Origin of the sequence: Acrocarpospora corrugata, assembly GCF_009687845.1 — a bacterium.
Taxonomy (GTDB): domain Bacteria; phylum Actinomycetota; class Actinomycetes; order Streptosporangiales; family Streptosporangiaceae; genus Acrocarpospora; species Acrocarpospora corrugata.
In genome coordinates, this window is record NZ_BLAD01000079.1 from 46,174 (window position 1) to 71,503 (window position 25,330).

Annotated in this window: 27 protein-coding genes; 19 read left to right on the plus strand and 8 right to left on the minus strand. The window is 68.2% G+C overall.

The window, feature by feature from the left end; all coding sequences use genetic code 11:
- The first annotated feature begins 120 nt into the window (after positions 1 to 120).
- The 4 genes from Acor_RS31300 to Acor_RS31315 all read left to right on the plus strand — a co-directional run bounded on the left by Acor_RS31300 (position 121) and on the right by Acor_RS31315 (position 4,235).
- Positions 121 to 1,350 (plus strand): ABC transporter substrate-binding protein, encoded by a 1,230-nt coding sequence (locus tag Acor_RS31300; RefSeq protein ID WP_155340370.1) that lies wholly within the window; start codon positions 121 to 123, stop codon positions 1,348 to 1,350.
- 91 nt (positions 1,351 to 1,441) lie between these two features.
- Positions 1,442 to 2,308, plus strand: a complete 867-nt coding sequence (locus Acor_RS31305) for a carbohydrate ABC transporter permease (protein WP_155340371.1) — start codon at positions 1,442 to 1,444, stop codon at positions 2,306 to 2,308.
- A 53-nt stretch (positions 2,309 to 2,361) separates the two neighbouring features.
- A complete protein-coding gene (locus Acor_RS31310; RefSeq protein WP_281353281.1) occupies positions 2,362 to 3,117 on the plus strand; it encodes a carbohydrate ABC transporter permease in 756 nt (251 codons plus the stop codon).
- 14 nt (positions 3,118 to 3,131) lie between these two features.
- Positions 3,132 to 4,235 (plus strand): ABC transporter ATP-binding protein, encoded by a 1,104-nt coding sequence (locus tag Acor_RS31315; RefSeq protein ID WP_155340373.1) that lies wholly within the window; start codon positions 3,132 to 3,134, stop codon positions 4,233 to 4,235.
- 2 nt (positions 4,236 to 4,237) lie between these two features.
- Here the strand turns inward: Acor_RS31315 and Acor_RS31320 are convergent, their stop codons facing one another.
- A complete protein-coding gene (locus Acor_RS31320) occupies positions 4,238 to 4,762 on the minus strand; it encodes a hypothetical protein (protein ID WP_155340374.1) in 525 nt (174 codons plus the stop codon).
- A 219-nt stretch (positions 4,763 to 4,981) separates the two neighbouring features.
- Between Acor_RS31320 and Acor_RS31325 the strand changes: the two genes are divergently transcribed.
- From Acor_RS31325 to Acor_RS31355, 7 genes are all read left to right on the plus strand, one after another.
- On the plus strand, positions 4,982 to 5,254 hold the full coding sequence (locus Acor_RS31325) for a hypothetical protein (protein ID WP_155340375.1): 273 nt from the start codon (positions 4,982 to 4,984) through the stop codon (positions 5,252 to 5,254).
- Positions 5,255 to 5,339: 85 nt separating this feature from the next.
- A complete protein-coding gene (locus Acor_RS31330; RefSeq protein ID WP_155340376.1) occupies positions 5,340 to 7,502 on the plus strand; it encodes a GTPase domain-containing protein in 2,163 nt (720 codons plus the stop codon).
- Positions 7,499 to 8,521: a TRAFAC clade GTPase domain-containing protein gene (locus Acor_RS31335; protein ID WP_155340377.1), complete on the plus strand. Its 1,023-nt coding sequence runs from the start codon at positions 7,499 to 7,501 to the stop codon at positions 8,519 to 8,521. Before Acor_RS31330 ends, Acor_RS31335 begins: the two co-directional genes overlap by 4 nt.
- Positions 8,518 to 9,777, plus strand: a complete 1,260-nt coding sequence (locus Acor_RS31340; RefSeq protein ID WP_155340378.1) for an NBR1-Ig-like domain-containing protein — start codon at positions 8,518 to 8,520, stop codon at positions 9,775 to 9,777. The genes Acor_RS31335 and Acor_RS31340 overlap by 4 nt, the downstream gene beginning before the upstream one ends.
- A 278-nt stretch (positions 9,778 to 10,055) precedes the next feature.
- Positions 10,056 to 12,038 (plus strand): glycosyl hydrolase family 28-related protein, encoded by a 1,983-nt coding sequence (locus Acor_RS31345; protein ID WP_246239394.1) that lies wholly within the window; start codon positions 10,056 to 10,058, stop codon positions 12,036 to 12,038.
- A gap of 135 nt (positions 12,039 to 12,173) precedes the next feature.
- Positions 12,174 to 12,995, plus strand: a complete 822-nt coding sequence (locus Acor_RS31350; protein ID WP_155340380.1) for a PIG-L family deacetylase — start codon at positions 12,174 to 12,176, stop codon at positions 12,993 to 12,995.
- A 54-nt stretch (positions 12,996 to 13,049) separates the two neighbouring features.
- Positions 13,050 to 13,409, plus strand: a complete 360-nt coding sequence (locus Acor_RS31355; protein ID WP_155340381.1) for a PRC-barrel domain-containing protein — start codon at positions 13,050 to 13,052, stop codon at positions 13,407 to 13,409.
- A gap of 61 nt (positions 13,410 to 13,470) precedes the next feature.
- Here the strand turns inward: Acor_RS31355 and Acor_RS31360 are convergent, their stop codons facing one another.
- Positions 13,471 to 14,067 carry a nucleotidyltransferase family protein gene (locus Acor_RS31360; RefSeq protein WP_155340382.1) on the minus strand — a complete coding sequence of 199 codons (597 nt, stop codon included), beginning with the start codon at positions 14,065 to 14,067 and terminating at the stop codon, positions 13,471 to 13,473.
- A gap of 87 nt (positions 14,068 to 14,154) precedes the next feature.
- Between Acor_RS31360 and Acor_RS31365 the strand changes: the two genes are divergently transcribed.
- On the plus strand, positions 14,155 to 14,643 hold the full coding sequence (locus tag Acor_RS31365) for a DUF6328 family protein (RefSeq protein WP_155340383.1): 489 nt from the start codon (positions 14,155 to 14,157) through the stop codon (positions 14,641 to 14,643).
- On the opposite strand, the gene Acor_RS31370 is transcribed toward Acor_RS31365, so the two are convergent.
- Complete coding sequence (locus Acor_RS31370; protein WP_155340384.1) at positions 14,640 to 15,587, minus strand: TIGR03557 family F420-dependent LLM class oxidoreductase; 948 nt, start codon at positions 15,585 to 15,587, stop codon at positions 14,640 to 14,642. The two genes, Acor_RS31365 and Acor_RS31370, sit on opposite strands and share 4 nt — an antisense overlap.
- Before the next feature lie 61 nt (positions 15,588 to 15,648).
- On the opposite strand from Acor_RS31370, the gene Acor_RS42425 reads away from it, so the two are divergent.
- Complete coding sequence (locus Acor_RS42425; RefSeq protein ID WP_170317158.1) at positions 15,649 to 15,798, plus strand: GPGG-motif small membrane protein; 150 nt, start codon at positions 15,649 to 15,651, stop codon at positions 15,796 to 15,798.
- A gap of 90 nt (positions 15,799 to 15,888) precedes the next feature.
- On the opposite strand, the gene Acor_RS31375 is transcribed toward Acor_RS42425, so the two are convergent.
- On the minus strand, positions 15,889 to 16,602 hold the full coding sequence (locus Acor_RS31375; protein WP_218034593.1) for a metallophosphoesterase family protein: 714 nt from the start codon (positions 16,600 to 16,602) through the stop codon (positions 15,889 to 15,891).
- Positions 16,599 to 16,853, minus strand: coding sequence for a BON domain-containing protein (locus Acor_RS31380; protein WP_155340385.1), 255 nt, complete (start codon positions 16,851 to 16,853; stop codon positions 16,599 to 16,601). The genes Acor_RS31375 and Acor_RS31380 overlap by 4 nt, the downstream gene beginning before the upstream one ends.
- 139 nt (positions 16,854 to 16,992) lie before the next feature.
- Between Acor_RS31380 and Acor_RS31385 the strand changes: the two genes are divergently transcribed.
- The 3 genes from Acor_RS31385 to Acor_RS31395 all read left to right on the plus strand — a co-directional run bounded on the left by Acor_RS31385 (position 16,993) and on the right by Acor_RS31395 (position 18,749).
- Positions 16,993 to 17,508 carry a glycosyltransferase gene (locus Acor_RS31385; protein ID WP_155340386.1) on the plus strand — a complete coding sequence of 172 codons (516 nt, stop codon included), beginning with the start codon at positions 16,993 to 16,995 and terminating at the stop codon, positions 17,506 to 17,508.
- 16 nt (positions 17,509 to 17,524) lie between these two features.
- A complete protein-coding gene (locus tag Acor_RS31390) occupies positions 17,525 to 18,454 on the plus strand; it encodes a glycosyltransferase family 9 protein (RefSeq protein WP_246239395.1) in 930 nt (309 codons plus the stop codon).
- Positions 18,455 to 18,536: 82 nt separating this feature from the next.
- Positions 18,537 to 18,749, plus strand: coding sequence for a hypothetical protein (locus tag Acor_RS31395; protein WP_218034595.1), 213 nt, complete (start codon positions 18,537 to 18,539; stop codon positions 18,747 to 18,749).
- 88 nt (positions 18,750 to 18,837) lie between these two features.
- Here Acor_RS31395 and Acor_RS31400 read toward each other — a convergent pair whose 3' ends face one another.
- A complete protein-coding gene (locus tag Acor_RS31400) occupies positions 18,838 to 19,083 on the minus strand; it encodes a DUF6458 family protein (protein WP_155340388.1) in 246 nt (81 codons plus the stop codon).
- A gap of 71 nt (positions 19,084 to 19,154) precedes the next feature.
- Here Acor_RS31400 and Acor_RS31405 point away from each other — a divergent pair, with 71 nt between their 5' ends.
- Positions 19,155 to 19,658: a shikimate kinase gene (locus Acor_RS31405; RefSeq protein ID WP_155340389.1), complete on the plus strand. Its 504-nt coding sequence runs from the start codon at positions 19,155 to 19,157 to the stop codon at positions 19,656 to 19,658.
- Here Acor_RS31405 and Acor_RS31410 read toward each other — a convergent pair.
- A complete protein-coding gene (locus tag Acor_RS31410; RefSeq protein ID WP_155340390.1) occupies positions 19,655 to 20,116 on the minus strand; it encodes an ATP-binding protein in 462 nt (153 codons plus the stop codon). The two genes, Acor_RS31405 and Acor_RS31410, sit on opposite strands and share 4 nt — an antisense overlap.
- Positions 20,117 to 20,513: 397 nt before the next feature.
- Here Acor_RS31410 and Acor_RS31415 point away from each other — a divergent pair, with 397 nt between their 5' ends.
- Together Acor_RS31415 and Acor_RS31420 are read left to right on the plus strand one after the other, a co-directional pair.
- Complete coding sequence (locus Acor_RS31415; protein WP_155340391.1) at positions 20,514 to 22,064, plus strand: trypsin-like serine peptidase; 1,551 nt, start codon at positions 20,514 to 20,516, stop codon at positions 22,062 to 22,064.
- A gap of 150 nt (positions 22,065 to 22,214) precedes the next feature.
- Positions 22,215 to 23,354, plus strand: a complete 1,140-nt coding sequence (locus Acor_RS31420; protein WP_155340392.1) for a PP2C family protein-serine/threonine phosphatase — start codon at positions 22,215 to 22,217, stop codon at positions 23,352 to 23,354.
- An 88-nt stretch (positions 23,355 to 23,442) separates the two neighbouring features.
- On the opposite strand, the gene Acor_RS31425 is transcribed toward Acor_RS31420, so the two are convergent.
- Positions 23,443 to 25,330 (minus strand): glycoside hydrolase family 6 protein (locus tag Acor_RS31425; protein WP_422664846.1); only part of this gene is annotated, 1,888 nt, incomplete at its 5' end.

Below are 25,330 nucleotides of genomic sequence, written 5' to 3' on the forward strand. Positions count from 1 at the left end.
TTGGTTGCCCGAAGCCTCTCACCGACAAGATTTATTGTCAAGGGGATTTTGATTGTCGGCGAAGAGTCTCTTTAGGGTTTGCGGGCGTCCGGGAGATCCCGATCTGGGTACGCCTCCCGCATGATCAGGACTGTCGCGGTCGCGGTGCTGGCCGCCGCCGCGGCGGGCTGCGGGCCGGCGACGGGCGGGATCCCGGAGATCAACCTGTACAACGCGCCGCAGCAGAACATCCGGGCCATCGCGGAGCGGTGCAATGACAGGGCCGGGGGGCGGTATCGGATCATCGTGAACGTGCTGCCGAGGGACGCGGACGGGCAGCGGGAGCAGCTGGTACGGCGGCTGGCGGCCGGGGATCCGGGGCTGGATGTGCTCGGGCTGGATGTCACGTGGACGGCGGAATTGGCCGAGGCCGGGTGGATTCGGGAGTGGACGGGGACTCACGCGGAGCGAGTTCGGGCGGGGACGCTGGCGAAGCCACTGGATACGGCGGTGTGGCGAGGGAAGCTGTACGCGGCGCCCTATACGACGAATGTGCAGTTGCTCTGGTATCGGTCGGATCTGGTGGCGGACGCGCCGACGACCTGGCAGGGGATCATGGAGGCCGCCGGGCGGCTGGCGGCGGCGGGGAAGCCCGCGTATGGGGAGGTGGCCGCAGCCCAGTACGAAGGGCTGGTCGTGTGGTTCAACAGCGTGGTGGCGTCGGCGGGGGGTGCGATTCTGACCCCCGGGGGGAACGCGGTCGCGCTTGGCGAGCCCGCGTTGCGGGCGCTGCGGGTCATGCGGGCCTACGCGAACTCGAAGGCGGCCGATCCCTCGTTGCCCAATACGCACGAGGACGAGGCGCGCCTGGCCGTTGAGGGCGGACGGGCGGCTTTCGAGGTCAACTGGCCTTATGTGTACGCATCGATGGCGGCGAATCGGCCGGAAATGTTGCCATATTTCAAGTGGGCGGCGTATCCGGGGGTCGACGGACCCGGACGGTCCCCCCTGGGCGGAGCCAATTTCGCGATAAGTCGGTATTCGGGGCATTCGCAGGAGGCGTTCGAGGCGGCCCTGTGCCTGCGGGACGCCGAGAGCCAGAAGATCGCCGCGACGAAGGACGGGCTGCCGCCGACGATCGAGGCCGTGTACTCCGATCCGGAGATGGCCCGGGTGTATCCGATGCGGCAGGCCATCCTGGACGCGCTCGAAACGGCGGCGCCGCGGCCGAAGACGCCGGTTTACCAGAACGTGTCGACGGTGATCTCGGCCGTGCTGTCGCCACCGGCGGAGATCGATCCCCCGGTGACACTGGCGGAGCTGCGGCGGCAGGTGGGCGACGCGCTGCAGAGCAAGGGCGTCCTGCCATGAAACCCGAAGAACGCCAGGCCGGCAGGGTCGCCATGAAACGCGAAGACCGGCAACCCCGACCTGCTATAACGACGGCCGAAGGTATGCGGATATGACCGCAGAAAGGGACCTGGGCGAGCGGCGGCTGGCGCTCTGGTTGTGCGCGCCGGCGACGCTGATCATGATCGCGGTCACCGGGTGGCCGATCCTGTACTCGTTCCTGCTGTCGTTGCGGCGGGCCGATCTGCGGTTTCCCGCCGATCAGGAGTGGATCGGGCTGGCGAACTACGCGACCGTGCTGGGCAACCCGTACTGGTGGACGGCGTTCGGCGTGACGGCGCTGGTCACCGTCGTGAGTGTGGCGATCGAGCTGGTGCTGGGGATGCTCGTGGCGCTGGTCACGTTCCGGACGATCGTCGGGCGGGGGGTGGTGCGGACGGTGGTGCTGGTGCCGTACGGGATCGTGACCGTCGCGGCGGCATATGGCTGGAAATATGCGTGGACGCCGGGCACGGGATGGCTGGCCGGGCTGCTGCCGGCAGGGAGCGCGCCGCTGACCGAGCAGGCGCCCGCCATCGCGATCATCATCCTGGCCGAGGTGTGGAAGACGACGCCGTTCATGGCGCTGCTGCTGATGACAGGGCTGGCGCTGGTCCCGGAGGAGCTGCTGCGGGCGGCCTCGATGGACGGCGCGAATCGATGGCAGCGGTTCACGAAGATCGTCCTGCCGCTGATGAAGCCGGCGATTCTGGTGGCCCTGCTGTTCCGCACCCTCGACGCGTTCCGGATATTTGACAACATCTACGTGCTGACGAATGGCGCACAGCACACGAGTTCGGTGTCGATCATCGCGTACCACAATCTGATCGGCGGGCTCAATCTGGGCATCGGTTCGACCATGTCGGTGCTGATCCTGATCAGTGTGGCCGTCATCGCGTTCGTCTTCATCCGGGTCTTCGGCGCGGCGGCCCCCGGATGAAACTCAGATGGGGATTTATCGACGTATTGGTAATTCTGTATGCGCTGATTCCAGTGCTGTGGATCGTGTCGTTGTCGTTCAAGGACCCGAGCACGATCACCGACGGCTCCCTGCTGCCGACCAAATGGACGCTCAGCAACTACGCCGGCATCTTCCGCAACGACGACTTCCTCCGCGGACTGGTCAACTCCATCGGAATCGGGCTCATCTCCACCTTCGTCGCGATGGTGTTCGGCACCATGGCCGCGTACGCGATCGCCCGGCTCGCCTTCCCCGGCAAGCGCCTGCTGATCGGCTTCTCGCTGCTGATCGCGATGTTCCCGCAGATCTCCCTGGTCACCCCGCTGTTCCAGATCGAGCGCTCACTCGGCCTCTTCGACACCTGGCCGGGGCTGATCCTCCCGTACATCACCTTCGCCCTGCCACTGACCATCTACACGCTGTCCGCGTTCTTCAAGGAGATCCCGGCCGAACTGGAACGCGCCGCCAAAATGGACGGCGCCACCCCCTTCCAGGCGTTCTGGAAGGTCATTGTGCCGCTGGCCGTGCCCGGCATGGTCACCACGGCGATCCTGGCGTTCATCTTCTGCTGGAACGACTTCCTGTTCGCGATCTCGCTCACCTCCACCTCCGCGGCCCGCACCGCGCCGGCGACGATCTCGTTCTTCACCGGCAGCTCCCAGTTCGAGGACCCGACCGGCTCGATCGCGGCCGCGGCGGTGGTCATCACCATCCCGATCGTGATCTTCGTGCTGTTCTTCCAGCGCCGGATCGTGGCCGGGCTGACCGCCGGCGCGGTGAAAGGATGACCAAGGAATGACCAATGGCTGAGATCGTGCTCGACGGCGTCAGCAAGCGCTATCCGGACGGCACCACCGCGGTGCACGACATCAACCTCACCATCGCCGACCGCGAGTTCGTCATCCTGGTCGGCCCGTCCGGCTGCGGCAAGTCGACCACCCTGAACATGATCGCCGGACTGGAGGAGATCAGCTCCGGCGAACTCCGCATCGACGGCGAGCGCGTCAACGAACGCGCCCCCCGCGACCGGGACATCGCGATGGTGTTCCAGTCCTACGCCCTCTATCCGCACATGACGGTACGGGAGAACATGGCCTTCCCCCTGACCCTCGCCAAGCTGCCGAAACCCGAGGTCGCGGCCAAGGTCGGACACGCCGCCCAACTACTCGACCTGACCGCGCTGCTGGACCGCAAACCGGCCAACCTCTCCGGCGGCCAGCGCCAGCGGGTCGCGATGGGCCGGGCCATCGTCCGCGACCCGAAGGCGTTCCTGATGGACGAACCGCTGTCCAACCTGGACGCCAAACTGCGGGTCCAGATGCGCACCTCCATCGCCCGCCTGCAGAAACGGCTCGGCACCACCACCGTCTACGTCACCCACGACCAGACCGAGGCGATGACCCTCGGCGACCGCATCGTGATCATGTACTCCGGCGTCGTCCAGCAGGTCGGCCCGCCCGAGGAGCTCTACGACCGCCCCGCCAACCTGTTCGTGGCGGGTTTCATCGGCTCACCGTCGATGAACCTGCTCCCCGCCCAGGTACGCGACGACGGCCTGCATACGATCATCGGCGTCATCCCGCACCGATCCCGCGGACTCCCGCCCGAGGTCGTCGCCGGCATCCGCCCAGAAGCCTTCCAGGACACCCGGATCCGCGGCGGCGCCTCGTTCACCGACACCGTCGACATCCTGGAGTCGATGGGCGCGGAGAAGATCGCCTACTTCACGTTCGAAACCGGCGAAACCGGCGAGTCCGGCGGCACCGCCTTCGGCGACGGCGCCCAGGTGGTCGCCCGCCTCGACCCGAAATCCCGGGCCCGCGAAGGCGAACCCGCCACACTCTGGTACGACCCGGCGGCCGTCCACATCTTCGACCCCGACTCCGGCGTCAACCTGACCGCGTGACCTCACACCACGGGTTCGCCGCTCCGCCCCGCCCGCGGGGTGACGGTGAGCCGGCGGCGGACGCCCGGGGTCGCGAACTCGGGACGCACCGTGGCACGTTCCCGGCTGGGCGTGATCACCGGCACCACGTCCGGGTGAAAGATCTCCCGCGTGTACCGGGCGGCGACGCCGTCGCTGGTGGTGAGGATCTCGCGCCACGCGGAGATCCGGTGGATTCCGCCGGGTTCGCCCCAGTACCAGCGGCGGGTGCCGACCCGGAGGACCTCGTGCTGGTCGCGGTGCGAACCGGCTTCGCCGTTCAGGTCGACGAAGGCGACGACGACGGCCGCGGAGCCGTCCGCGCGTTCCAGCCGGGACTGCCGGGCGGTCAGAAGTTCGCCTTCGGGGATACCGAGGCGTTCGCGAAGGTCGCGGGGAATGAGCACGGCAGCGGGTTGTTTGCCGTGTTTCGTGGTGCGGGGGCGTAATGGTTCGGTGACCAGTGCCTGGAGGAGCCGCACCGCGGAGCCGTCATACTGGAGCACCATTCGGGTGACAGGAGTGTCGAGAGGATTCACGTACCACGACCTCTGGTCGATTCCGCTGGTAATTCCAGAGTATAAACGGAATTATTGACAGAATCTGTAAACGTCGCTGACAGCATGGGTACGCCCCGAATTAACTATCCCAGCAGGCCCACCCATTGCGCCACACCCGCCCAACCGGCAGGATCTCCGCATACACCGCCCCCGATGGGATGAGGCGACATGCCCACCAAATCCAGCAGCGCCGCCCGCATCGCCAGCTGGCTGGGCCTGATCGCCCAACTCTGCACCCTCCCCTTCTACGGTGCCAGCGGCCTGCTGGCCCCCCTCTGGGCCATCGTCGCCCTCCTCCTCGCCTGGCTGGCCCTCCTCGCCGTCTCCGTCTGGGCCGTCCGGGAATCCTCCTTCTGGGGCCTGCTCGTCCCGTTCCTCTCCATCGGCCTCTGGTTCGCCGCCATCTCCGCCGGCGAAGCCTTCCTGGGTTGGAAGGCATAACCCAAAGCCGTCAATTGACGATATCTGCACATGGCTCCGGAGCTAGAAGGGTCCAAGACCTTTCAGAACTCTTGCGGAGGGGGCCATGGACAGAGCAGAGAAGATTGCGGCAATCCGGGCGCGACGGGCGGAGAACGCCACCAGAACCGAGGCCATCGGCACGCATCTGGCCGACGTCGAGACCGCGCTGCTCACCCTGGAACGGGTACGCGCGGACCTGCTGGACCGCGTGGGCGAGGAACCCAGAGAACGGCTCTCCGCCCTCGGACCCGGCCTCCGGGACCTGGCGGACAAGATCGCCCTGGAACGCGCGGCGGTAGACCGGGCACTGGCCCGGCTGCGGCGCGGCACGCTCAACATCGGCGTGGTCGGCCGGGCCCGGCAGGGCAAGAGCCGCCTCCTGCAGAGCCTGACCGGACTGACCAACCGTGAGATCCCCGACGGTTCCGGCCGGTTCTGCACCGGAGTGCCCAGCACGATCCGCCACTTCGACGGGCAGACCTACGCCGACGTGTACTACCACTCGGAGCGCTCGTTCGTGGACGAGGTCGTCGGCCTCTACTACGACAGATACGGCCTGGGCGCCCGCCCGGTCTCCCCCCGCGCGTTCGGCGCGAGCCCACTGCCGTCCCTCCCCCCGGACCGCGCCAGCAACCCGCAGGCCGAGAGCGCCTACGGCCACCTGCGCGCCTACCACGACGCCTTTCCCGAGTACGGCCCGCTGATCGGCCGCGCCTCCCCCGAACGGGTCGGCGACGACCGGATCCGCTCCTTCGTGGCCCAGGACGACCCGGACGGAAACCCGCTGCACGCCTTCCGGGCCGTACGCCGGGTGGAGATCTCCACGAAGTTCCACCAGAGCGACCTGACCGGAATCGCGGTCATCGACCTGCCGGGCCTCGGCGACACCAACCTCGGCGACTCCCGGGTGCTGCTGGCCGCACTGGAGGACGACGTCGATCTCGTCCTGTTCGTCCGCCGCCCGAACCCCGAAGGCGACGGCATCCACGAGGTCGACGTCGACCTGTACGGCATCGCCCAGAGCGCCCTGCCCGAGATCGCGATGGAGCGCCGCTCCTTCATGATCCTCAACCACCGCGCCAGCGTCGACCAGGACAACCTGGCCAACGCCAAGTCCTTTGCCGCCGACCTGGAGAAGTCGCCGATCAGAGTGGCCGGCGTGCACATCACCGACTGCTCCAAACCCGAGCAGGTAATCGCCGCGTTCGACCCCATCGTCGACTACCTCCTCACCACGATCGACTCCCTGGACGAGACGATCATCAGCGAGCGGGTCCGCCGGCGCGGCGAGATCGACCAGGAGGTCCGGCTGCTGATCGAGCAGTCGTCCTTCGTGCACCAGTTCGCCCAGCCCGGCGACATGTCCAAGCTGGTCTTCCAGGAGCTGTTCCGGCAGACGTACGAGAACCTGGCCGGGGCGCTGGAGGACCTGGTGGGCGAGTTCCGCGCCGAGCGGGACGCGCCGGAGACCAAGCTCGGCGAAGCCGTGGCCGCGGTCCTCGCGCGGGCCAGGATCGACGACGGGATCCCCGCCGCCGACCAGATCGCCCGCCGGCGCAACGTGGAGGGCTCCAACATCAAGGCGTTCAGCGGCCTGATGGACGAGGCCCGATCGCATCTGTCCCGCCAGTTCCTGGAGCTGGACGAGTCGCTCAACGAGACCGTCACCCACATGTGGGCCAGGCTCGCCACGGCGCTCCGCGACCCCGGCGAACTCGGGCACCTGTCGGCCCAGGAGGGACGCGCGTTCCTGGCCGACCTGTCGGGGCAGATCGGCCAGGTCCGCCTGCACGGCCCCAGCGAGATCCGGTACGCGCTGGACATCGTGCTCAACTTCGGCCTGTCCTACCGCGGCTTCTTCCAGCACCGCATCCGCCCCTGCCTGGACGGAATGTCCGCCGACAACCCCGAGACGGTACGCCCGGACGGCGACTCCTCCCCCAAGGACGTGCGCGAATACCTCGACATCGCCTACCAGGAAGCCCTCTACCGCTGCGAGGAGGCCCTGTCCGGGCTGCTGTCGGAACCCAACAGCGCGGTCTTCGCGATCGTCGAGGAGTTCCGCGACCGGGTGCTGCGCTCGCGCCGTACGGCCGAGGAATGGGACGCCCTCTACTGGCGGCACCGATCCGATGTCTGGTCGGGCGAGTTCGACGCGCTGGCCGCCGAGACCGTGCACCTGCAGATGTGGAACGAGGCCATCGAGCGATTGAACACGATGCTATGAACAAGAACACGAGTCTCCGGGACACGCTCTTCGGCCCGCGCGGCGAGGACGCGATCATCGACGTGACCATGCTGGGCGCGGTGGGTGTCGGCAAGACGACCCTGCTCGCCTCCATGTACGAACGCTTCGGGTCGGTGATCGGCGGCACCGACCTGGCCGTCGGGCCCGCCGACCGCGGCACCACCGTGGTCCTGGCGGGATACATCAACGATCTGCGCCGGGTGACCAGCACGGTGCGCGCCCAGGACGGCCTGGCCGGCACCGGCGACGTGCGCGAGTACCTCTTCAAGGTGGGGCGGAAGGGACGAGAGCCCCTCTTCGACCTGCGCTTCACCGACTATCCCGGGAAATATCTCATCAACCCGAACGCGGACGGCGGCGACAAGCTCGGCCGCGCTCTCAACCGCGCGGATGTGGTGGTCGTCGCCATCGACACGCCCTCGCTGATGGAGCGGCAGCGCAGGTTCCACGATCTCATCAACACGCCGATGCTGGTCAACGACATGATCATGCGGATGACCGAGCGGGACACGCCGCGTCTGATCATCCTCGCGCCGCTCAAGTGCGAACGCTGGGTGGCCTCTCCGGAGGGCGCGCAGCAACTCGCCGACCGGGTCCACGAGGCGTACCGCCCGCTGCTGGACCAGCTCGGCAGCCAGACGCTCCGGGCCCGGACCGCCTGCGTGCTGGCCCCCGTCCAGACCGTCGGGTCGGTGGTGTTCAGCCGGTTGGAGGAGGACAGCTCCGGACATCCGATCTTCCATTTCCGGCTGAAGAAGGCCGGGCTGGCGTACGCGCCGATGGACACCGACCAGTTGCTGCGGTACTCGCTGCGGTTCATCGTCAACAAGTACCGCTCCAGCGAGCGGGGACTGGTCCGAGCCGTCTGGGAGCGGGTGATCGGCACGGACGAGGCGCTCGTCCGGGCCGTCGAGGAGTTCTCGAACGGCTGCAAGACCACCGGTGGCTTCGCCGTCCTGCAAGATCACCCGCTGCTGGTGCCGGGACGCCAGCCATGACCGTGTCCTGGTATCTGAGCTCGCGGGGGCGCCGCACGACCGAGGACTACGAATGGAAGACGCTGGGCGGGCCGCCGGTCTCGGCGCTGCGGATCATCGACGACGGGTTCGACGGCATCCCGCTGAACAAGCTCGTCGACGAGGAGAAGCCGGGGCTCGTTCTGCTGACCGACGGGAGCGGGCGGACCGTCCTGCTGGTGACGGGGCTGATGGCGGCGGCCCGCCCCGCCGACTTCCGCGGCCGGGCGATCCGCACCCTGCTGCTCGGCGTCGCCCGCCCGGAGGACGACCTCGGCCCGCTGGTCAAAGTGGCCGCGCGGGCCCTGCGCGGCACGCTGGAGGATGATCTGCCGATCTCGTACGGATCGGTCGCCACGGGCGGCTTCACCCTGGATCCGGCGGCCTGGACGGCGTTCCTGGCCGGAGCCGAGCAGCCGGCCGACACCACCTCGCCCGAGAATCGCCCGCGCCTGGACCCCGACACCGCCGAGTGGCGCGACCGAGTCGCCGACGAACTGCTCCAACGGCACGCCGAGGGCGGGATCACCCGCTCCAGGAACCAGGTCGTCCTGCTGCGGACGAGGCTGCCCAGCCGCCCGGTGATCTACCGGCTGAAGATCTGGCGCTGCCTCTCCGACGTGGCCGAAACCTCGCTGTCCCGCGACGAGCCGACCGTCAATCCGATCAACGGCCTGGTCCGGGACGCCGCGGGGAGCGCGGTGCGGGCGCTGGACGGGCTCCGGCGTCACGTCTTCTTCACCGGCTCCTTCGTCGCCGTCCTGGCCGCCGCCATCCTGATCATCGTGAACGCGGGCCAGGACCCGGACCCCAAGCCCCCGGACGCGACGCCCGCCACCCCGAAGCCGAGTCCCACCACCGCGTTCGCCTGGGCGAGCCCCGGCACCTGGGCTTTCACCGCCCCCGCCGTGGAGCCGGCGGATCCCGCGCCCGGCACCGAATTCGAGGCCACCTGGCTGGTCGTCAACACCGGAACCACCGAATGGCGTAATCACCAGCTGGTCATGTCCGCCCAGACCAAGCCCAACTCGCCGGCCCCTTGCGCGACCGAACCCAGCGTGGCGATCCCGCCGCTCAGGCCCGGCGCCGTCCACCTGGTCAGCGTCAAAGGAAGGGCTCCCAAGGCCGCCGGCGAGAAATGCACATCCGTCTGGCGACTCGAAGACAACGAGCACAGGAGTCTGCCGACATTCGCCTCCCAGCCGCGGCTCCTGATGTCGATAACCGCAGCGGGCTAGCCCCCTTCGTTGCGAAACCCCGCAACGACTCATCTCATCGGGCGCAAGAATCTGCGTGACCATCCGCAGGTCGGTTGCAAAGGCGCGAAACTATCTCGCAGAGACCTTGTGGAACGGGGCACAACCGGCCTACTGTCACCTCACCCTCATGGTGTTCACCGCCGCGAGCGCCGTCAGGGTGCTCACCCCCCGAGAGAAACGAGCAGACGATGGCACGCAGCAGCACCGGCGCTTTAACGAGGTCCAGCAGACCGCCGCGACGGGCCGCGGGGGCGGTCGTGGCAGCGGCAGTCCTGGGACTCGGCGTCGTCCTCAGCGGGCCGGGGGTGGCGACCGCCAGCGCCGCCGGTCCGGTCGTGACGCGGGCCGCCCTCGACCCGGCGCTGGTCGCGGGCCGGGGCGCGAACGTCGCCTTCGCCGAGCAGGAGGCGGAGAACGCCACCACCAACGGCACGGTCATCGGTCCCGACCGCGCCGCCTACACCCTCCCGTCGGAGGCGTCCGGGCGGAAGGCGGTCCGGCTGACGCCGGGGCAGCACGTGGAGTTCGTCCTGCCCGCCGCGGCCAACGCGATCAACGTGCGGTACAGCATTCCGGACGCGCCGGACGGCGGCGGCATCACCGCGCCGCTGCAGGTCACTGTGAACGGCAAAGACCGCAAGACGATGACCCTGACCTCGCAGTACGCGTGGCTGTACAACCAGTATCCGTTCTCCAACGACCCGAACGGCGACCTGCTCCACCCCGACTGGTGGATCACCGAGTGCGCCTGCGTGCCGAGCGCCACCACCCCGGCCCCGGTGATCACCAAGCCGTTCCGGCCGAGCCACTTCTACGACGAGCAGCGCCTGCTGCTGGGCAAGAAGTACCGCGCGGGCGACAAGGTGCGGCTGACCGTGCCGGCCGGCAGCAACGCCGCCTGGACGGTCGTCGACCTGCTCGACTCCGAGCTCGTGGGCGCGCCGCACGTGCGGCTGGTCGCCGCCAACGTGCTGCTGTTCGGCGCCGACCCGCTGGGCCGCCGCGACTCGGCGGACGCCTTCGACAAGGCGATCGCGTTCGCGAAGAAGAGCCACCTCAAGGTGTACGTGCCGCCGGGCGTCTACCAGGTGAACCGCCACATCATCGTCGACAACGTGACGATCGAGGGGGCCGGCAACTGGTACACGATCATCAAGGGCAAGGAAGTCGCGCTCAACCCGCCGGCTCCGGATGGATCCGTGCACACCGGGGTCGGCTTCTACGGCAAGGACGCGTCGGCCGGCGGCAGCGGCAACGTGCACCTGTCCGGGTTCACCATCGAGGGTGACGTGCGCGAGCGCGTCGACACCGACCAGGTGAACGGCATCGGCGGCGCGATGAGCAACTCGACCATCGACGGCCTCTACATCCGGCACACCAAGGTCGGCCTCTGGTTCGACGGCCCGATGAACAACGTCAAGGTCACCAACAACATCGTCGTCGACCAGATCGCGGACGCGCTCAACTTCCACATCGGCGTCACCAACTCGCTGGTGTCGAACAACTTCGTCCGCAACACCGGCGACGACGGCCTGGCGATGTGGGCGGAGAAGACCACCAACGCCAACAACACCTTCGACCACAACACGGTCCAGACCCCGGTCCTCGCCAACGGCATAGCCATCTACGGCGGCAAGGACAACACGATCTCCAACAACCTGGTCGCGGACCCGATCCGCGAGGGCAGCGGCATCCAGGTCGGCTCCCGGTTCGGCGCCGAGCCTTTCACCGGCAGCATGTGGATCACCAACAACACCACGGTCCGGGCCGGCACGTACGAGCTGAACTGGAACATCGGCCTCGGCGCGATCTGGTTCTACGCCCTGGAGAAGAACATCGACGCCAACATCCAGGTGGTCGGCAACCACTTCCTGGACAACGGCTACAACGCGATCATGCTGGTCAGCGAGTGGTCCGTGAAGGACCTCTACTCGATCACCAACGTGCACTTCAAGAACATCCGGGTCGACGGCACCGGCACCTCCGTGGTGAGCGCCCGGGTCAAGGGCTCGGCCACCTTCGAGAACGTGGACGCCCGCAACGTCGGCGCGGTCGGCGTCAACAACTGCGGCTCGTTCAACTTCCCGCCGACCGGTTCGGAGTTCTCCCTGACCGACCTGGGCGGCAACGACGGCGGCGGCACCACCGGCCCGTGGCTCGCGCCCTGGGAGCTCCCGAACACCATCACCTGCGACGACCGTCCCCCCGTGGTGACGCCCCCGGCGCCCTCTCCCTGGTAACTCCCGGCTGACTCGTGCCGCCCGGCGATCCGCCGGGCGGCACGATTCGTTTTTCCCGGCTACGGAGGAATCCGTGGGTTCGTCATGGTGTTCGATTCCTGTTAGGGGACAACCAGACGACTACGGAGTGACTTCATGGATCGACAGCTCACGGTCATGGCCGTGCACGCGCATCCGGACGACGAGGTGATGGGCACCGGCGGGATGCTGGCGCGATACGCGGAGGAGGGGATTCGCACCGTTCTGGTGACCTGTACCAACGGGGAGCAGGGCGACGGGCCCGGCGGGGTGAAGCCGGGGCAGCCGGGTCATGACGACGCCGAGGTGGCCCGGGTGCGCCTCGGCGAGCTGCGGCTGTCGGCCGAGCACCTCGGCATCGCGCACGTCGAAACCCTCGGCTACCGGGACTCCGGGATGGACGGCTGGGACGGGAACGGGCATGACGCCGCCTTCGCCAACATTCCGCTGGCCGTGTCCGCCGCCAAGCTGGGCGATCTGATCCGCCACTACCGGCCGCAGGTGGTCGTCGCGTACGACGAGAAGGGCGGCTACGGCCACCCGGACCACGTGCAGGCCCACCGGATCGCGGTCGCCGCGGTCGAAGCCACCGGCATTCCGGACAAGCTCTACTACACGGCCACGCCGCTCAGCTGGATGGTCGACATGATGGCGTACATGGCCGAGTCCGGCATGGACACCGAGGGCTGGGACGACCCGGCCGAGTTCACCGTGCCCGACGAGGCGATCACCAGCATCCTGGACGTCGCCCAGTACGGCGACCGGAAGATCAAGGCGATGAGCGCGCACGCGAGCCAGGGCGACAGCGAATTCTTCCTGAGCATGCCCGCCGAGCTCCAGCACCGCATGTTCGCAGCTGAGGCGTACATCCGGCAGTGGTCGAAGGTGCCCGCCCCCGACCACGAGGACGACCTTTTCGCCGGACTTCGCGGGCTCTGAGGTTTCGTCCCTTCGTGCCGGGTAGCCGAAGACCCAACGAAGGGAGAGGAAACCATGACACCGGATCTTTGGTCGTACCGTTCCGACGTGTACGGCACCGGACAGACCCTTGACGTCATCGGTTACGACGTCGAGGCCACGGACGGCAAGATCGGGTCCGTGGACGAGGCTACCTACGAGGTCGGCCAGAGCTACCTCATCGTCGACACCGGGCCGTGGATCTTCGGCAAGAAGGTCATGCTCCCCGCTTCGGTCGCCACCCAGATCGACCCGCAGCAGCGGAAGGTCTTCGTGAGCCGGACGAAGCAGGAGATCAAGAACGCTCCGGAGTTCGACGAGACGGCGTTCAAGGAGACGGCCTACCAGAACAGCCTCGGGGAGTACTACGGACGCTTCCCCTACGGAACCCCGTAAGAAACAGTTCAATCCCCTAGTTGGGAGGGCCGCGCCGCCGGGCGCGGCCCTTCCCGGCGTTTCAGGGCCAGTTCGTGTCCGCCGACGGGCTGGGTGCGGAGATCACGTCCAGCCGCTCCAGCAGGATCAGGAACGTCGAAGCGTACGGCGAGTGCCCCACCACCCCCGCCACCCTGTCCCAGTCCACCTGCTCCCGCAGCGCCCGCACGGTCGGCAGCAGCCCGCCGTAGTCGCAGCTGTGCTCCGACAGCGGCAGCAACCACGAGATCACCAGGTCGGTGGCCTCCAGCACCGGCAGGCTCAGCGCGGCCGTGCTCAGCGGCTCGGCCCGCGCGATCATCGCCTCGGTCACCGGATGATCGGCCAGCGAGAAGATCAGATCGACCAGCACCCCCTCCGTGTCGTACGCCTTGACCAGCCAGTCCTCCGGCGGACGTTCGGTCCGGAAGCCCAGCCCCTCCAGCGTCTTGAGCGCGAGCGGAACATCCTCTTCCAGCAGCGCGAAATCCACGTCGTGCAGGGACGGCGCGGCTCCGCGCGCGTACCCGGCGCAACCGCCGGCGAGCGCGAACCGCACGCCCACCTCTTTGAGGCCGGAACCGGCCCGCTTCAGCGTGTCCAGGATGGCGTCGGTGACGGCGTGACTGTGACTACCCACCTGCACCGATTGCCCCGACACGTTCACCCCAAACAATCATGGGTAGTCCCCGCCCATGACCAAGGTCCCACCGACGCGGAGGCGCGCATGGCTGTTGAACAGGGACCGCTGCTGGAGAATCCCGAGGAGAACCCCAAGGAGCGGGTCGACCGGGAGCTCGGCGAGCTGCTCCAGGGGTTACGGGTGGCGGCGACCGGCGTGCAGGTGCTGTTCGCGTTCCTGCTGACGCTGCCGTTCTCCAGCGGCTTCGGCAAGATCGACTCCGCCGGGAAGTGGCTGTACTACGTGGCGCTGGTGGCGGCGGCGACCGCGTCGATCTGCCTGATCGCGCCCACCACGCAGCACCGCATCATGTTCCGGTCGGGCCTGAAGGAGATCGTGCTGCACCGGGCCAACGAGCTGGCGCTGGCCGGGGGGATCGCCATCGCCGTCTCGATGACCTGCTCGACCGCGCTGGCCGTGGAGGTCTTCCTCGGCACCTGGCCGGCCGCGTTCCTGGCGGGCGGGATCGCGCTGCTGAGCAGCTGGCTCTGGTTCCTGCTGCCGCTGATCACCCTGCGCCGCCACCAGGGCTAGCGCAGCTGCGGCAGCACGACCGTGGAGTAGAACTCGAAGAACTCGTCCTGCTCTGGCCCGATCTGGGCGATGTAGATCTCGTCGTACCCGGCGTCGATGTACTCCTGGATGCCCCGCAGGTGATCCTCCGGGTCGGGGCCGCACGGGATGGTGAGCGACTCCGGGGTGACCAGCTGGGCGAGCTGCTCGAAGTGCCGGGGCAGCGGGAGCAGCTGGGACGCCTCGCCGTGCAGGCCGCTGGTCGGCCAGAGCCGGTGGGCGGTGTTGCGGGCCTCCTCCTCGTCGGTGCCCCAGCAGACCTTGAGCCCGCCCGCGGCGGGCTTGCCGGCGCCGCCCGACTTGTGGAAGGCGTCCACCAGCTCCTGGTCGGGCTTGGTGGAGATGTATCCGTCGCCGATCCGCCCGGCCAGCTCGACGCTTCTCGGGCCGAGCCCGGAGATGTAGATCGGCGGCGGCTGCTCGGGGAGGCTGTAGAGGCGGGCGGTCTCCACGTCGTAGTACTCGCCGTCATAGGTCACCAGCCGCCCGGACCACAGCTCGCGGATGATCTCGACGGCCTCTTCGAGCATGTGCTGCCGCTCCTGGGCGGGCGGCCAGGCGTCGCCGAGGATGTGCTCGTTGAGCGCCTCGCCGGTGCCGACGCCGAACCTGAACCGGCCGTCGAGCAGGATCTGGGCGGTGGCGGCGGCCTGGGCGATGATCGCCGGGTGGATGCGCATCAGTGGGCAGGTGACCGCGGTCGTGACGGGCAGCGACACGACCTCCGACAGCGCCCCGAGCATCGACCAGACGAAGGAGCTCTGCCCCTGCGCGTCGATCCACGGGTGGTAGTGGTCGGAAATCCAGAGCGCCGCGAATCCCGCCCGTTCGGCCGCTTTGGCCTGCCGGAGCAGTTCCTTGGGCGAGTGCTCCTCGCTGGACAGGAAATAGCCGAAAGTCGTCATGAAAGACTCCTGCCCAGAGGAATCGCGTTAATGACCCTTTCGGCAGGGCAGTGGGTGTTCCATGGCTACTCTGCTTTGGCTCATCGCCGTGGTACTGGTGATCGCTGGGATCTACGTCATCCTGGCCCGTCGGGACATCCTCTGGGGGATCGTCCTCATCGTTCTCGGGTTCCTCGTGGGCCCGGGCGGCGTCAGCATCTTCAACGTCTAGGTAAGCAAAAGACTAACCAAAAAATGAGCGAATAGGACGGTGGTGGACGAGTGCCCGAGGCATTCGCTCACCGCCGCCCTGTTCGCTCCGCTAATCCTCACCCAGGCCGTAGATCGCGTACGCACGGCCGAGCACCGGCAATGCCACATTGCGCACCCGGATTCCGCCGGACGTGGCGCCTTTCTCCGTGCCCGCGTGCGCGTGCCCGTGAATGATCAGATCCGCGCCTTCGGCGTCCACGGCCTCCGCCAGCAGATAACTCCCGAGAAATGGGTAAATCTCCGGCGGCTCTCCGGCCAAGGTGTCTTTGACCGGCGAATAATGGCTGAGCACGACGCGATGCTCGGTGTCGAGCCCTTTCAGCGCGACCCGCCAGCGATCGGCGATCTCCCGGGTGTGCCGGACGAACGCCTTGGTCTCCGGCTCGCCGAACTCGCTCGCGCACTTGCCCGCGAACCCGCCGCCGAACCCTTTGCCGCCGGCCACCCCGAGCCGCCCGTCCAGCAGCACCTGGGCAGAATCGTCCAGCACGAACATCCCGGCCGCGCGCAGCAGGGCCTGGATCTCCCGCTCCTGGTCGGAGTGGTAGTCGTGGTTCCCCAGCACGAAAACCACCGGAATGGGCAGCCCGCGAAACTCGTCCGCGACCACCTGTCCCTCCGCGACCGTGCCATGCCGGGTGAGATCCCCGCCGACGAGCAGCACATCCGCCCGCTCCTCGATCCCCTCCAGTCGCGGGCGATAACTCCCCCGCGCGTGTTCACTCAGATGGACATCGGCCACGGCCGCGACACGAATGGTCACAGGACCTCCTGTTCACCGGGTTCACCGACCTCCACACAGGTCACCTCGTTATGCACGACCAGTCCCGGCGCCGTCTCCGCGGCCACTTCCGCGACCCGGTCCCGCTGATCGTCCTCACACACCTGCCCCCGAAGAAACAGCTGGTCTCCCCTTATATCGACCTTTATGCCGAGTTCGTTGGTGCGCTCGTCCTCGGCGATGGCCCGCTGAATGCGAGCGGCGACATACTGCGGCGGATCCCAAATCTCCATGCCGCAGGGGCTGCCCCGGACCGTCGATGCAAAACCCAAATGTTTGGTACGGAGCAGTATGGATAGATCTATACGGAATCTTGTGCCTAGGACGCAGGCACCTCCATCGCTGACGCACGCCGCCATGGAGGCGCCCCCCATGAAGATCGCAATGATTTCCGAGCACGCCAGTCCCCTGGCCGGAATCGGCACGCCCGACGCCGGCGGCCAGAACGTCCACGTTGCCGCGCTGTCCACGGCAATCGCCGAGTTAGGCCACGAGGTGACCGTCTATACCCGCAGAGCCGACCGCGAACTTCCCGAACGCGTGCCATTCGCGCCGGGGGTCACCGTGGCGCACGTCCTGGCCGGACCCGCGGCCGAGATCCCCAAGGACGACATCCTGCCGTGGATCCCGCAGTTCGCGACCTGGCTGCGCGACCAGTGGCGGTTCGACCGGCCCATGATCCGGCCGCCGGCCCCGGTGGCCCGCCCGCGCCTGCTCTCCATCGGGCGGCTGGTCCCCCGCAAGGGCGTGGGCACGATCATCGAGGCTCTCCGCCACATCCCCGGCGCCGACCGGGCCCGTGCCCGCTACGGCTGGAACCGGATCGCCCGCGAGACCGTATCCGCCTATGAGTACGCCCGCGCACGGCCTGAGAGGAATGTGTCATGAGCTCCGGGAGCGCCCGTTGACCACTGCCCTGGTGTTACGCGCGCGCGGCCTCGGCGACCTGCTGACGGCCGTGCCGGCCCTGCGCGCGATACGCCGGAGCGGCCTGCGGATCGCGCTCGCCTGCCCGCCGGAACTCAGCGAGGCCGCCGCCCTCACCGGCGCGGTCGACCGCCTGATCCCCACCTACGACCGGGAGCCGATCATCTGGCCCGGCTTCGCCGACCGCGACTCCGACCTGCCTTTCACCCCCGAACTCGCCATCAACCTGCACGGACCCGGCCCGCGCAGCCACCAGATCCTGCGCGACCTGCGGCCCCGCCGCCTCTGGGCGTACCGGACCGAGGACTTCCCCAACGGCCCGGTCTGGGATCCGGCCGAGCACGAGGTGCGCCGCTGGTGCCGCCTGGTCGACTTCTACGGACTGCGCAGCGACCCGCGCGACCTGGCCTTACCCACGCCGCTGGCGGCCAGCGGCACCCCCGGCGCCGTGATCATTCATCCCGGCGCGAGCACGAAGGACCGGCGCTGGCCGCCGGAGCGTTTCGCCGAGGTGGCCAAGGCGATGGCCGCGCGCGGCCATCCGGTGGTGGTCACCGGAACCCGCAGGGAACGGCCGATGGGCCTGCTGGTGGCCACCCGCGCGGTGCTGCCGCCACAGGTCGTGCTGGCCGGGCGGACCACGCTGCGGGAACTGTGCGCGCTGGTGGCCGGGGCCGTCCTGGTGGTCAGCGCCGACACCGGCATCGCCCACCTGGCCACCGCGTACGGCGTCGCGTCGGTGACCGTGTTCGGCCCCGAGCCCCCCTCCCGCTGGGGACCCCCGCCGGACCAGCCCCGCCACCAGGCGTTACGCCGCGGCCCCGAGGCCGCAGACGTCTCCACCGAGGACGTGCTGGCGGCCGTGGAACGCGCCCTGGACCGCCCGCAAGTAAAGGTCATGGAATAACTCAGAACCCGTTCATATCCGGCGTATCCAGGGGTAGGGGCCCGGTATGACAGAGGAACAACGATCGCCTACCGGGAAGCCGATGGTCCCCTCGACCCCGATGGACGTCATTCACATCCGGCTGGGCTCGTACGCGCTGGTGTTCTGCTTCGCCGTCCTGGTCCTGTCGATCGTCACCAGGCTCTGGTGGCTGACCGCCATCGCGGCGGCCCTGGGGATCTTCGTCGTGTTCGACATCATCCGCGCGCACCGCCGGCAGAGCTCGCTCGGCGGCGGTCCCCAGTCGGAAGGTTGACGAGCGGCCCCCGCACCCTCGATCTTCCAGTTACGCCCCGATCTCCCGGCATCAATGGCCGAGGCCGAGAGATCGGGGCCCGCAAGAGTCAGATCGGGTCGTCGTAGCGGCGCTCCTCGTAGACGCGACGGGTGGTGGCCTCGTCCACCGGCACGACCGGGGTCGCCCGCCGGACCGCGTTCATCCGGTAGAGCCCGAACAGCAGGCCCGCCAGCCCGCCCAGCATGAGAATGACCCCGATCACCTGGATGTCGACGCCCGCGACGGTGAACTCGACCGCCCAGGTCAGAACGGCCCCCAGCATGATGAGCACAATGCTTCCCGCGATGGTCATGACACATCCCTCCTTCGCGGGTAGCTCTATCCCCACCACGGATCTCAAACGTGCGGGCACAATTGCCCACTATGCGGGAGATTCCAGTGGTGATCGTTGGATTGATGGGAGCCGGGAAGAGCACGGTCGGGCGCCTGGTCGCCGACGCGCTCGGGCGCGAGGCACGCGACAGCGACGCCGACCTCCAGGACCGGTACGGCCAGACCGCCGCCCAGATGGCGGACACGGTGGGCGCCGACGTGCTCCACGACCGGGAGTCGCAGGTCCTGCGCGAAGCCCTGGACCGCCGCCCGCCGCTGGTGATCGGCGCGGCGGCCAGCACGGTCGAGGACCCCGCCGCCCGGGACGCGCTGACCCGGGCGTTCGTGGTCTTCCTGGACGGCCCGCCTGAGCTGCTGGCCGAGCGCATGCTGTCGTCCGGGCACCGGCCGCACTTCCTGCCGGACCTGGAGCGCATGCTGATCGAGCAGCGCGAGCGGCGGCTGCCGTACTTCCTGGAGGTGGCCGATCTGACGGTGGACGCGACCCGTCCGCCGGAGGAACTCGCGGCCGAGGTGCTGGCGGCGTTCGGTTAGCCGATGACGGCGTGCGGGCGCGGGGCCAGTGGGCGGTTGCCGAAGCCGGTGCCCAGGATGAACCACACGATCTTGCCGCCGCGCAGCGACCGCACCACGCCCCAGTCGTCGGAGAGCGAGCCGACGATCAGCAGGCCGCGCCCGTCGGTGGAGTCGAGGTCGGGTTCGCGCTGGCAGGGCACCCCTTCGCCGGTGTCGAAGATCTCGCCGTAGACCCAGACGCCGTTAGTGCACAGCCGGAGCGCGAACGCCGTCCCGGCGTGCCTGATCACGTTGCTGACCAGTTCGCTGACGATGACCGAGCAGTCGTCGACGAGTTCGGCGGTCCCCCAGCGCGACAGCTCGCGGCGGACCAGGGCGCGGGCGCCGCGCACACTCGAACCGACGGCGGGCAGCAGGCACTCCGCCGTCCGGGTCGGGCCCGGGTCCAGCGCCACTGTGGCGAAGGGGAGAGTCACGTAAGCCTCCTTGGCATGGGAGCGCTCCCATCACTAAGGTACGGCACCATCCGGGGTTATGTGAATTCCCAGCAACGCGATTGTTACCTGTCAACTACCCCGACAATCTTCACGTTCGCTGTCAGGTCCATCGAAACGCCAGGTCAACGCCCCGGGGCCGGCCGGACGGGCCGATCACCAGGTCTATGAAAGTAGCTGAAACACTCCGCTCCGCGATCAGAGCAGATTAGACGGCGATCACCAGAATCCGGTTCCCTTGGAAAAGTGTGATCTGGATCACATTATTCGCCATATCCTCTGACTAGGCGAAACGTCCCCGGTATGGTCCCTGACAATCCATTTACTGACGGATGGGGCGCATGTGACGTCCCACGCCAGAGCAAGGGGGACCCCAGCAGTGAACCGCACCCTCACCCTCGGTGCCGCCTCCGGCCTGCTGGCCGCGGCGCTCGCCGCCGTCCCCGCGCACGCCGCGGAGCCGACGTACATCGAAAAGGAAGTTCTGGCCGGTTCCAGCGAGGCGCAGGCCATCGCCTACTTCTGGGACAAGGCGCAGCTTCAGGAGGCCACGCCGTACAACGTGGAGACCACGGTCTCGGCCAAGCACGTGTCGACCGGCGGCCCGGCGGCCTCCACCAAGCCGGGCACCGTGCCGGCCATCGGCGACGAGAAGAAGTCGTCCGGCAGCACCAAGAACGTGAACCTGCCGCGGACCACCGGCAAGGTGTTCTTCATGGGCGCCGACGGCAAGCCGCACTGGTGCTCGGGGACCTCGGTCCAGTCGAACTACCGCAATGTGGTCGCCACCGCCGGGCACTGCGTCTACGACACGGTCAGCAACAAGCCGACCCTGGAGCACTGGGTCTTCGTGCCCGGCTACTACCAGGGCAAGACGCCGTGGGGCATCTACGTGGGCAAGACCGCCTACACCCACTACGACTACGACGTGTACGAGGACGGCGACCGCGACTACGCCTTCGTCACCGTCTACAACGGCGTGCAGATCACCGGCGAGAAAGAGGTCGACAAGAAGGCCTACGACGCTTGGAAAGGCGCCAAGAAGATCCTCGCCGAAGAGGTCACCAAGGCCGAGTTCGAGGAGAAGTACACCGACGGCGGCCCGTACTGGAAGAAGACCGAGTCCCCGGTGACCTCCCCGGTGGACCCGCCGAAGGCGAACTTCACCCAGGCCGAGGCGGAGAAGTACTACACCGACGGCGTGGACGGGGTGAAGCTGGCCACCGAGTCGGTGGCCGTGGCCACCTACAACACCGCCCCCGCCGGGACCAACGCCCTCAAGAACGGCGAGAAGTGCCCCAGCTGGTGCGGCCCGGACAGCGGCGTCTGGTACCCGATCGACGAGAAGGCCTACAACGAGCTCAAGGCCGACACCGCGTTCAAGGGCGAGCTGAAGACGGTCGACCCCGGCCAGTTCTTCAAGCGCGAGTGGTTCATCAAGAAGTGGGTGAAGACCTCGACGCCCGAGGTCTACTACAAGGACCACTACATCATCCGCGGTCTCGACGACATCGGCCGACTGGGTGACCGGGTCGGCGGTCAGGGCCTGGCGTACAACCAGAAACTCGGCAAAGCGCACTTCGTTTTCGGTTACCCGAGCGGCTCGCACCCCGATGGCAACTACGCCTTCTCCGGAAAAACCCTCAAATGGTCGTACGGCACGACCTTCGCGGCGGCTTCCGCGGCCATCAAGGGCGAGGAACTCGTCGGCATCAAATCCTCCTTCACCGGTCAGGGCGCGCTCGGTTCCGCCTGGCTGGCGGGTTACAAGAACACCCGCCGTCTCGGTTACCTGAACGGCGTCACCATCGCGGTGGCCGACCGGGACGGAAACCGGCGCATCGACACCTCGGTCTCCCCCTATTTCGACGGAGAGACATACGGCGTTTACAAATCCGCTGCCAACGTATGGTCGGGCTCGATCGTCTAAGCAGGTGTGACGACGCCCGTGCTCCACCGGGGCACGGGCGTCCGTTGTGTTTTGCGGTGTGCAGGGCGTTGTCGGGACTTCGCATCTCAGGCTGGATCGTGAAGTATGGTCGCAAGCGCAGATGACATGCGATTGAAGGGGATTCTCCGGATGCCGCTTCACCTCGCCGGGCTCTTCAGCCCGCGCCGGGGTCGGCGTCGAGCGGCGGGGGCGCGCACGGCGTTGGCTCTTGCCGTGCTGCCCTTCCTCATGATGCTGATCGTCACCGTGGTGGAGGCGGTGACCGGCCCGGAGAAGGGCTTCCTGCCCCTGCTCGCGGTGGGACCGGCGTTCGCCAGCCTCACCGGCGGGGTCCGGCGGACGCTGATCGTGGGGCTGACCGCGCTGGTGCTGGCGGTCGCGCTCGCGGCGTACAACGACCTGGAGATGACCCGCACGTACGTCACGGGCGGGTCCATCGCCGGGGTGACGGCGGCCAGCGCGCTGGCCACGGTCGGGCGGCGGCGGCGCGAGAAGGAGCTGGCCAGCATGCGGTCGGTGGCCGAGGTCGCGCAGCGGGTGCTGCTGCGGCCGGTGCCGCGCCGGGCCGCGCACATGCGGATGGCGGTCTCCTACACCTCCGCGATGGCGGCGGCGCACATCGGCGGCGACCTGTACGAGGTGGTCAACGCCGCCGCCGGGGTCCGCGTGATCGTCGGCGACGTGCAGGGCAAGGGCCTGGAGGCGGTGGAGACCGCCGCGCTCGTGCTGGGCGCCTTCCGGGAGGCCGCGCACGACGAGAAGGATCTTCAGGGCGTCAGCGCCCGGCTGGAGAAGGCGCTCAACCGCCGGCTGTCCGGCGAGGAGTTCGTCACCGCGGTGCTGGCCGAGGCCAACCCGGACGAGACGACCATCACGCTGCTCAACTACGGCCATCCCGCGCCGCTGGTGATCCGGGCGAACGGGGAGATCGAGTGGGCCGAGCCGGAGGACCACGTGCCGCCGCTCGGCCTGGCCGCGCTGGGCCCCGAGGGCCCGGTTCCCTACAGCGTGAGCTTCGAGCCAGGCGACCAGATCCTGCTCTACACCGACGGTGTGGTGGAGGCCCGGGACCAGTGGGGCGCCTTCTATCCGCTGGGCGACCGGGTCTCGCTGCTCAAGGACGACGACCCTGAGGCGGCGCTGGAAGCGCTGCGGCGTGATCTGATCGCGCACATCGACGGGCCGCCCAAGGACGACGCCGCGATGCTCCTGCTCCGCTGCCGCGAGCCCGTGACGGGACTCGCGGCAGACGGAACCTCTCAGGTGTAACCAATTCAGTTGTGAGTCGTGGTCCTGCCGAGGAGGACCCCCAACCGCGGCAGGACCACGACGATCAATCAGCTACAGCCGCGTCCCCTTACAGGGGCGGGTTCGCGTTCTGCAGCAGCTGGCGGAACTGGGAGGAGAACCAGTGCCCGGACAGCGGGGAGTTGGCCAGCGCGCCGGTGGAGCTGTTGCCGTTGCGCTCGTTGCCGCCGTAGGTCGGGTCGCACATCCGGTCGAAGCCCTTGCCCTCGTCGTTCGGGATGGCAGAGCTGGAACCGTCGGACTCGCCCGGAGGCTTGATCCACACGTAGGCGTCGATACCGGCCGCCGGAGCCGAGCGCGGCCGCTCGCCCAGACCGGCACCGCTCTGGTTGCACCAGTTGCCGGCGTGGATACGCCGGTCGACGCGGGACTGGCTGACGAAGGTGTTCAGGTCCGTCGAGGTGCTCGGACCGGTCGGACGGGCCGAACCGCCCCAGCCGTTGCGGGAGGTGTCGATCAGCATGCCGATGTTGGACGAGAAGCCGTCCTGGATCAGCCTGTTGCGGAACGCCTGCGCGAAGCTGAGCTCGTCCACGTAGAAGTTCCAGTCAACCCAGGTGGACTGCCGGATCTGCTGGCCGTTCACGGTGGTGTTGATGGTGAAGTACGGCTCGACCAGGGCCGAGTAGTTGGCGGTGTTGGTGATGAAGCCGTCCACCGTGGCCCGGCCGCCGGTCGCGCTGTTGGCGGTGGAGGAGAACAGCTGCGAGGACGGGCCGAAGTTGGTGTCCCAGCCCAGCCAGCCGTGGTGCCCGGCGTCGACGTAGTTGTAGACGTTCGGGATCGCGTGCAGCTTGCCGAGGGCGTAGGCCACACCCTGGACGTAGGCGCCGCTCTGCTGCGCCTCCTGGCACTTGGCCAGGTTGGTGTTGGTGATCAGGTTGGGCAGCGAGTCGATCTCGATGATCGCCGCGATGCGGAGCGGGGCGTACTTCGGGTCAGCCATGATCGCGGCGATGACGTCGATGTACTCGGTCTTGTAGCGGTTGAGGCCGTTCTGCGCGATCAGCAGCTCACCGTTGGAGGCGAGGGCCGAGCAGTCACGGTTGGGCAGGTTGTAGATGACGACCTGGATGATCAGCTTGGAGCTGCCGTTGGCGGCGTCCTGCTGGAGAGCCAGGTCCAGGTGGTCCCGCAGGCCCTTGCTGTTGCTGCCGGCCGAGCCGGAGGTGATCGCGGCGATCCGGTCCAGCCAGACACCGGTGGACACGTTGGAGACCGCGGAGCCGCCCGGCTCGGCGGCGGCCGCCGCCGACCAGTCCGGGTTCACGTAGCCGGTGGCGCCGACGTACGGGTTGTCCTGGTGCGGCTCGTAGGTGCCGGGGGTGGTGTCGTTGTCGACCTCGGTCGCGGTGACGGAGACCGAGGTGAGACCGCTGGAGGCCACGGTGATGGTCCGGGTGCCGTTGGTCTGGTCGGTGTCCTCGGCCGCGGCCAGGGTCACGTTCTGCGGGGTCTGCCAGTTGGCCGTGGTGAAGGTCAGCGAAGCGCCGGCCGACACGGTCAGGTTGGCATCGCCACCGGCGGCGGCGGTGTTGGTCACCGTCACGTTGCCGGTCGGAGCCGAGTTCAGGCGGACCGAGTAAGTGGCGGTGCCACCCTCGGGCACGCCCACGCTGGTCGGCGTGACGACCAGCGACTGGGTGCTCGGCACGTCGTTGTCGGCCTCGGTCGCGGTGACCGAGACCGAGGTCAGGCCGCTGGAGGCCACCGTGATGGTCCGGGTGCCGTTGGTGGTGTCGGCGTCCTCGGCCGCGGCCACGGTGACGTTCTGCGGGGTCTGCCAGTTGGCCGTGGTGAAGGTCAGCGAAGCGCCGGCCGACACGGTCAGGTTGGTGTCACCACCGGCGGCGGCGGTGTTGGTCACCGTCACGTTGCCGGTCGGAGCCGAGTTCAGGCGGACCGAGTAAGTGGCGGTGCCACCCTCGGGCACGCCC

What these genes read in the sequence shown, in the direction of transcription:
- Acor_RS31300 (WP_155340370.1), top strand. Translation starts at nt 121, where the DNA reads ATGATCAGGACTGTCGCGGTCGCGGTGCTGGCCGCCGCCGCGGCGGGC.
- Acor_RS31305 (WP_155340371.1), top strand. Translation starts at nt 1,442, where the DNA reads ATGACCGCAGAAAGGGACCTGGGCGAGCGGCGGCTGGCGCTCTGGTTG.
- Acor_RS31315 (WP_155340373.1), top strand. Translation starts at nt 3,132, where the DNA reads ATGGCTGAGATCGTGCTCGACGGCGTCAGCAAGCGCTATCCGGACGGC.
- Acor_RS31320 (WP_155340374.1), bottom strand. Translation starts at nt 4,762, where the DNA reads ATGGTGCTCCAGTATGACGGCTCCGCGGTGCGGCTCCTCCAGGCACTG.
- Acor_RS31325 (WP_155340375.1), top strand. Translation starts at nt 4,982, where the DNA reads ATGCCCACCAAATCCAGCAGCGCCGCCCGCATCGCCAGCTGGCTGGGC.
- Acor_RS31330 (WP_155340376.1), top strand. Translation starts at nt 5,340, where the DNA reads ATGGACAGAGCAGAGAAGATTGCGGCAATCCGGGCGCGACGGGCGGAG.
- Acor_RS31335 (WP_155340377.1), top strand. Translation starts at nt 7,499, where the DNA reads ATGAACAAGAACACGAGTCTCCGGGACACGCTCTTCGGCCCGCGCGGC.
- Acor_RS31340 (WP_155340378.1), top strand. Translation starts at nt 8,518, where the DNA reads ATGACCGTGTCCTGGTATCTGAGCTCGCGGGGGCGCCGCACGACCGAG.
- Acor_RS31350 (WP_155340380.1), top strand. Translation starts at nt 12,174, where the DNA reads ATGGATCGACAGCTCACGGTCATGGCCGTGCACGCGCATCCGGACGAC.
- Acor_RS31355 (WP_155340381.1), top strand. Translation starts at nt 13,050, where the DNA reads ATGACACCGGATCTTTGGTCGTACCGTTCCGACGTGTACGGCACCGGA.
- Acor_RS31365 (WP_155340383.1), top strand. Translation starts at nt 14,155, where the DNA reads ATGGCTGTTGAACAGGGACCGCTGCTGGAGAATCCCGAGGAGAACCCC.
- Acor_RS31370 (WP_155340384.1), bottom strand. Translation starts at nt 15,587, where the DNA reads ATGACGACTTTCGGCTATTTCCTGTCCAGCGAGGAGCACTCGCCCAAG.
- Acor_RS42425 (WP_170317158.1), top strand. Translation starts at nt 15,649, where the DNA reads ATGGCTACTCTGCTTTGGCTCATCGCCGTGGTACTGGTGATCGCTGGG.
- Acor_RS31380 (WP_155340385.1), bottom strand. Translation starts at nt 16,853, where the DNA reads ATGGAGATTTGGGATCCGCCGCAGTATGTCGCCGCTCGCATTCAGCGG.
- Acor_RS31385 (WP_155340386.1), top strand. Translation starts at nt 16,993, where the DNA reads ATGAAGATCGCAATGATTTCCGAGCACGCCAGTCCCCTGGCCGGAATC.
- Acor_RS31395 (WP_218034595.1), top strand. Translation starts at nt 18,537, where the DNA reads ATGGTCCCCTCGACCCCGATGGACGTCATTCACATCCGGCTGGGCTCG.
- Acor_RS31400 (WP_155340388.1), bottom strand. Translation starts at nt 19,083, where the DNA reads ATGACCATCGCGGGAAGCATTGTGCTCATCATGCTGGGGGCCGTTCTG.
- Acor_RS31405 (WP_155340389.1), top strand. Translation starts at nt 19,155, where the DNA reads ATGCGGGAGATTCCAGTGGTGATCGTTGGATTGATGGGAGCCGGGAAG.
- Acor_RS31420 (WP_155340392.1), top strand. Translation starts at nt 22,215, where the DNA reads ATGCCGCTTCACCTCGCCGGGCTCTTCAGCCCGCGCCGGGGTCGGCGT.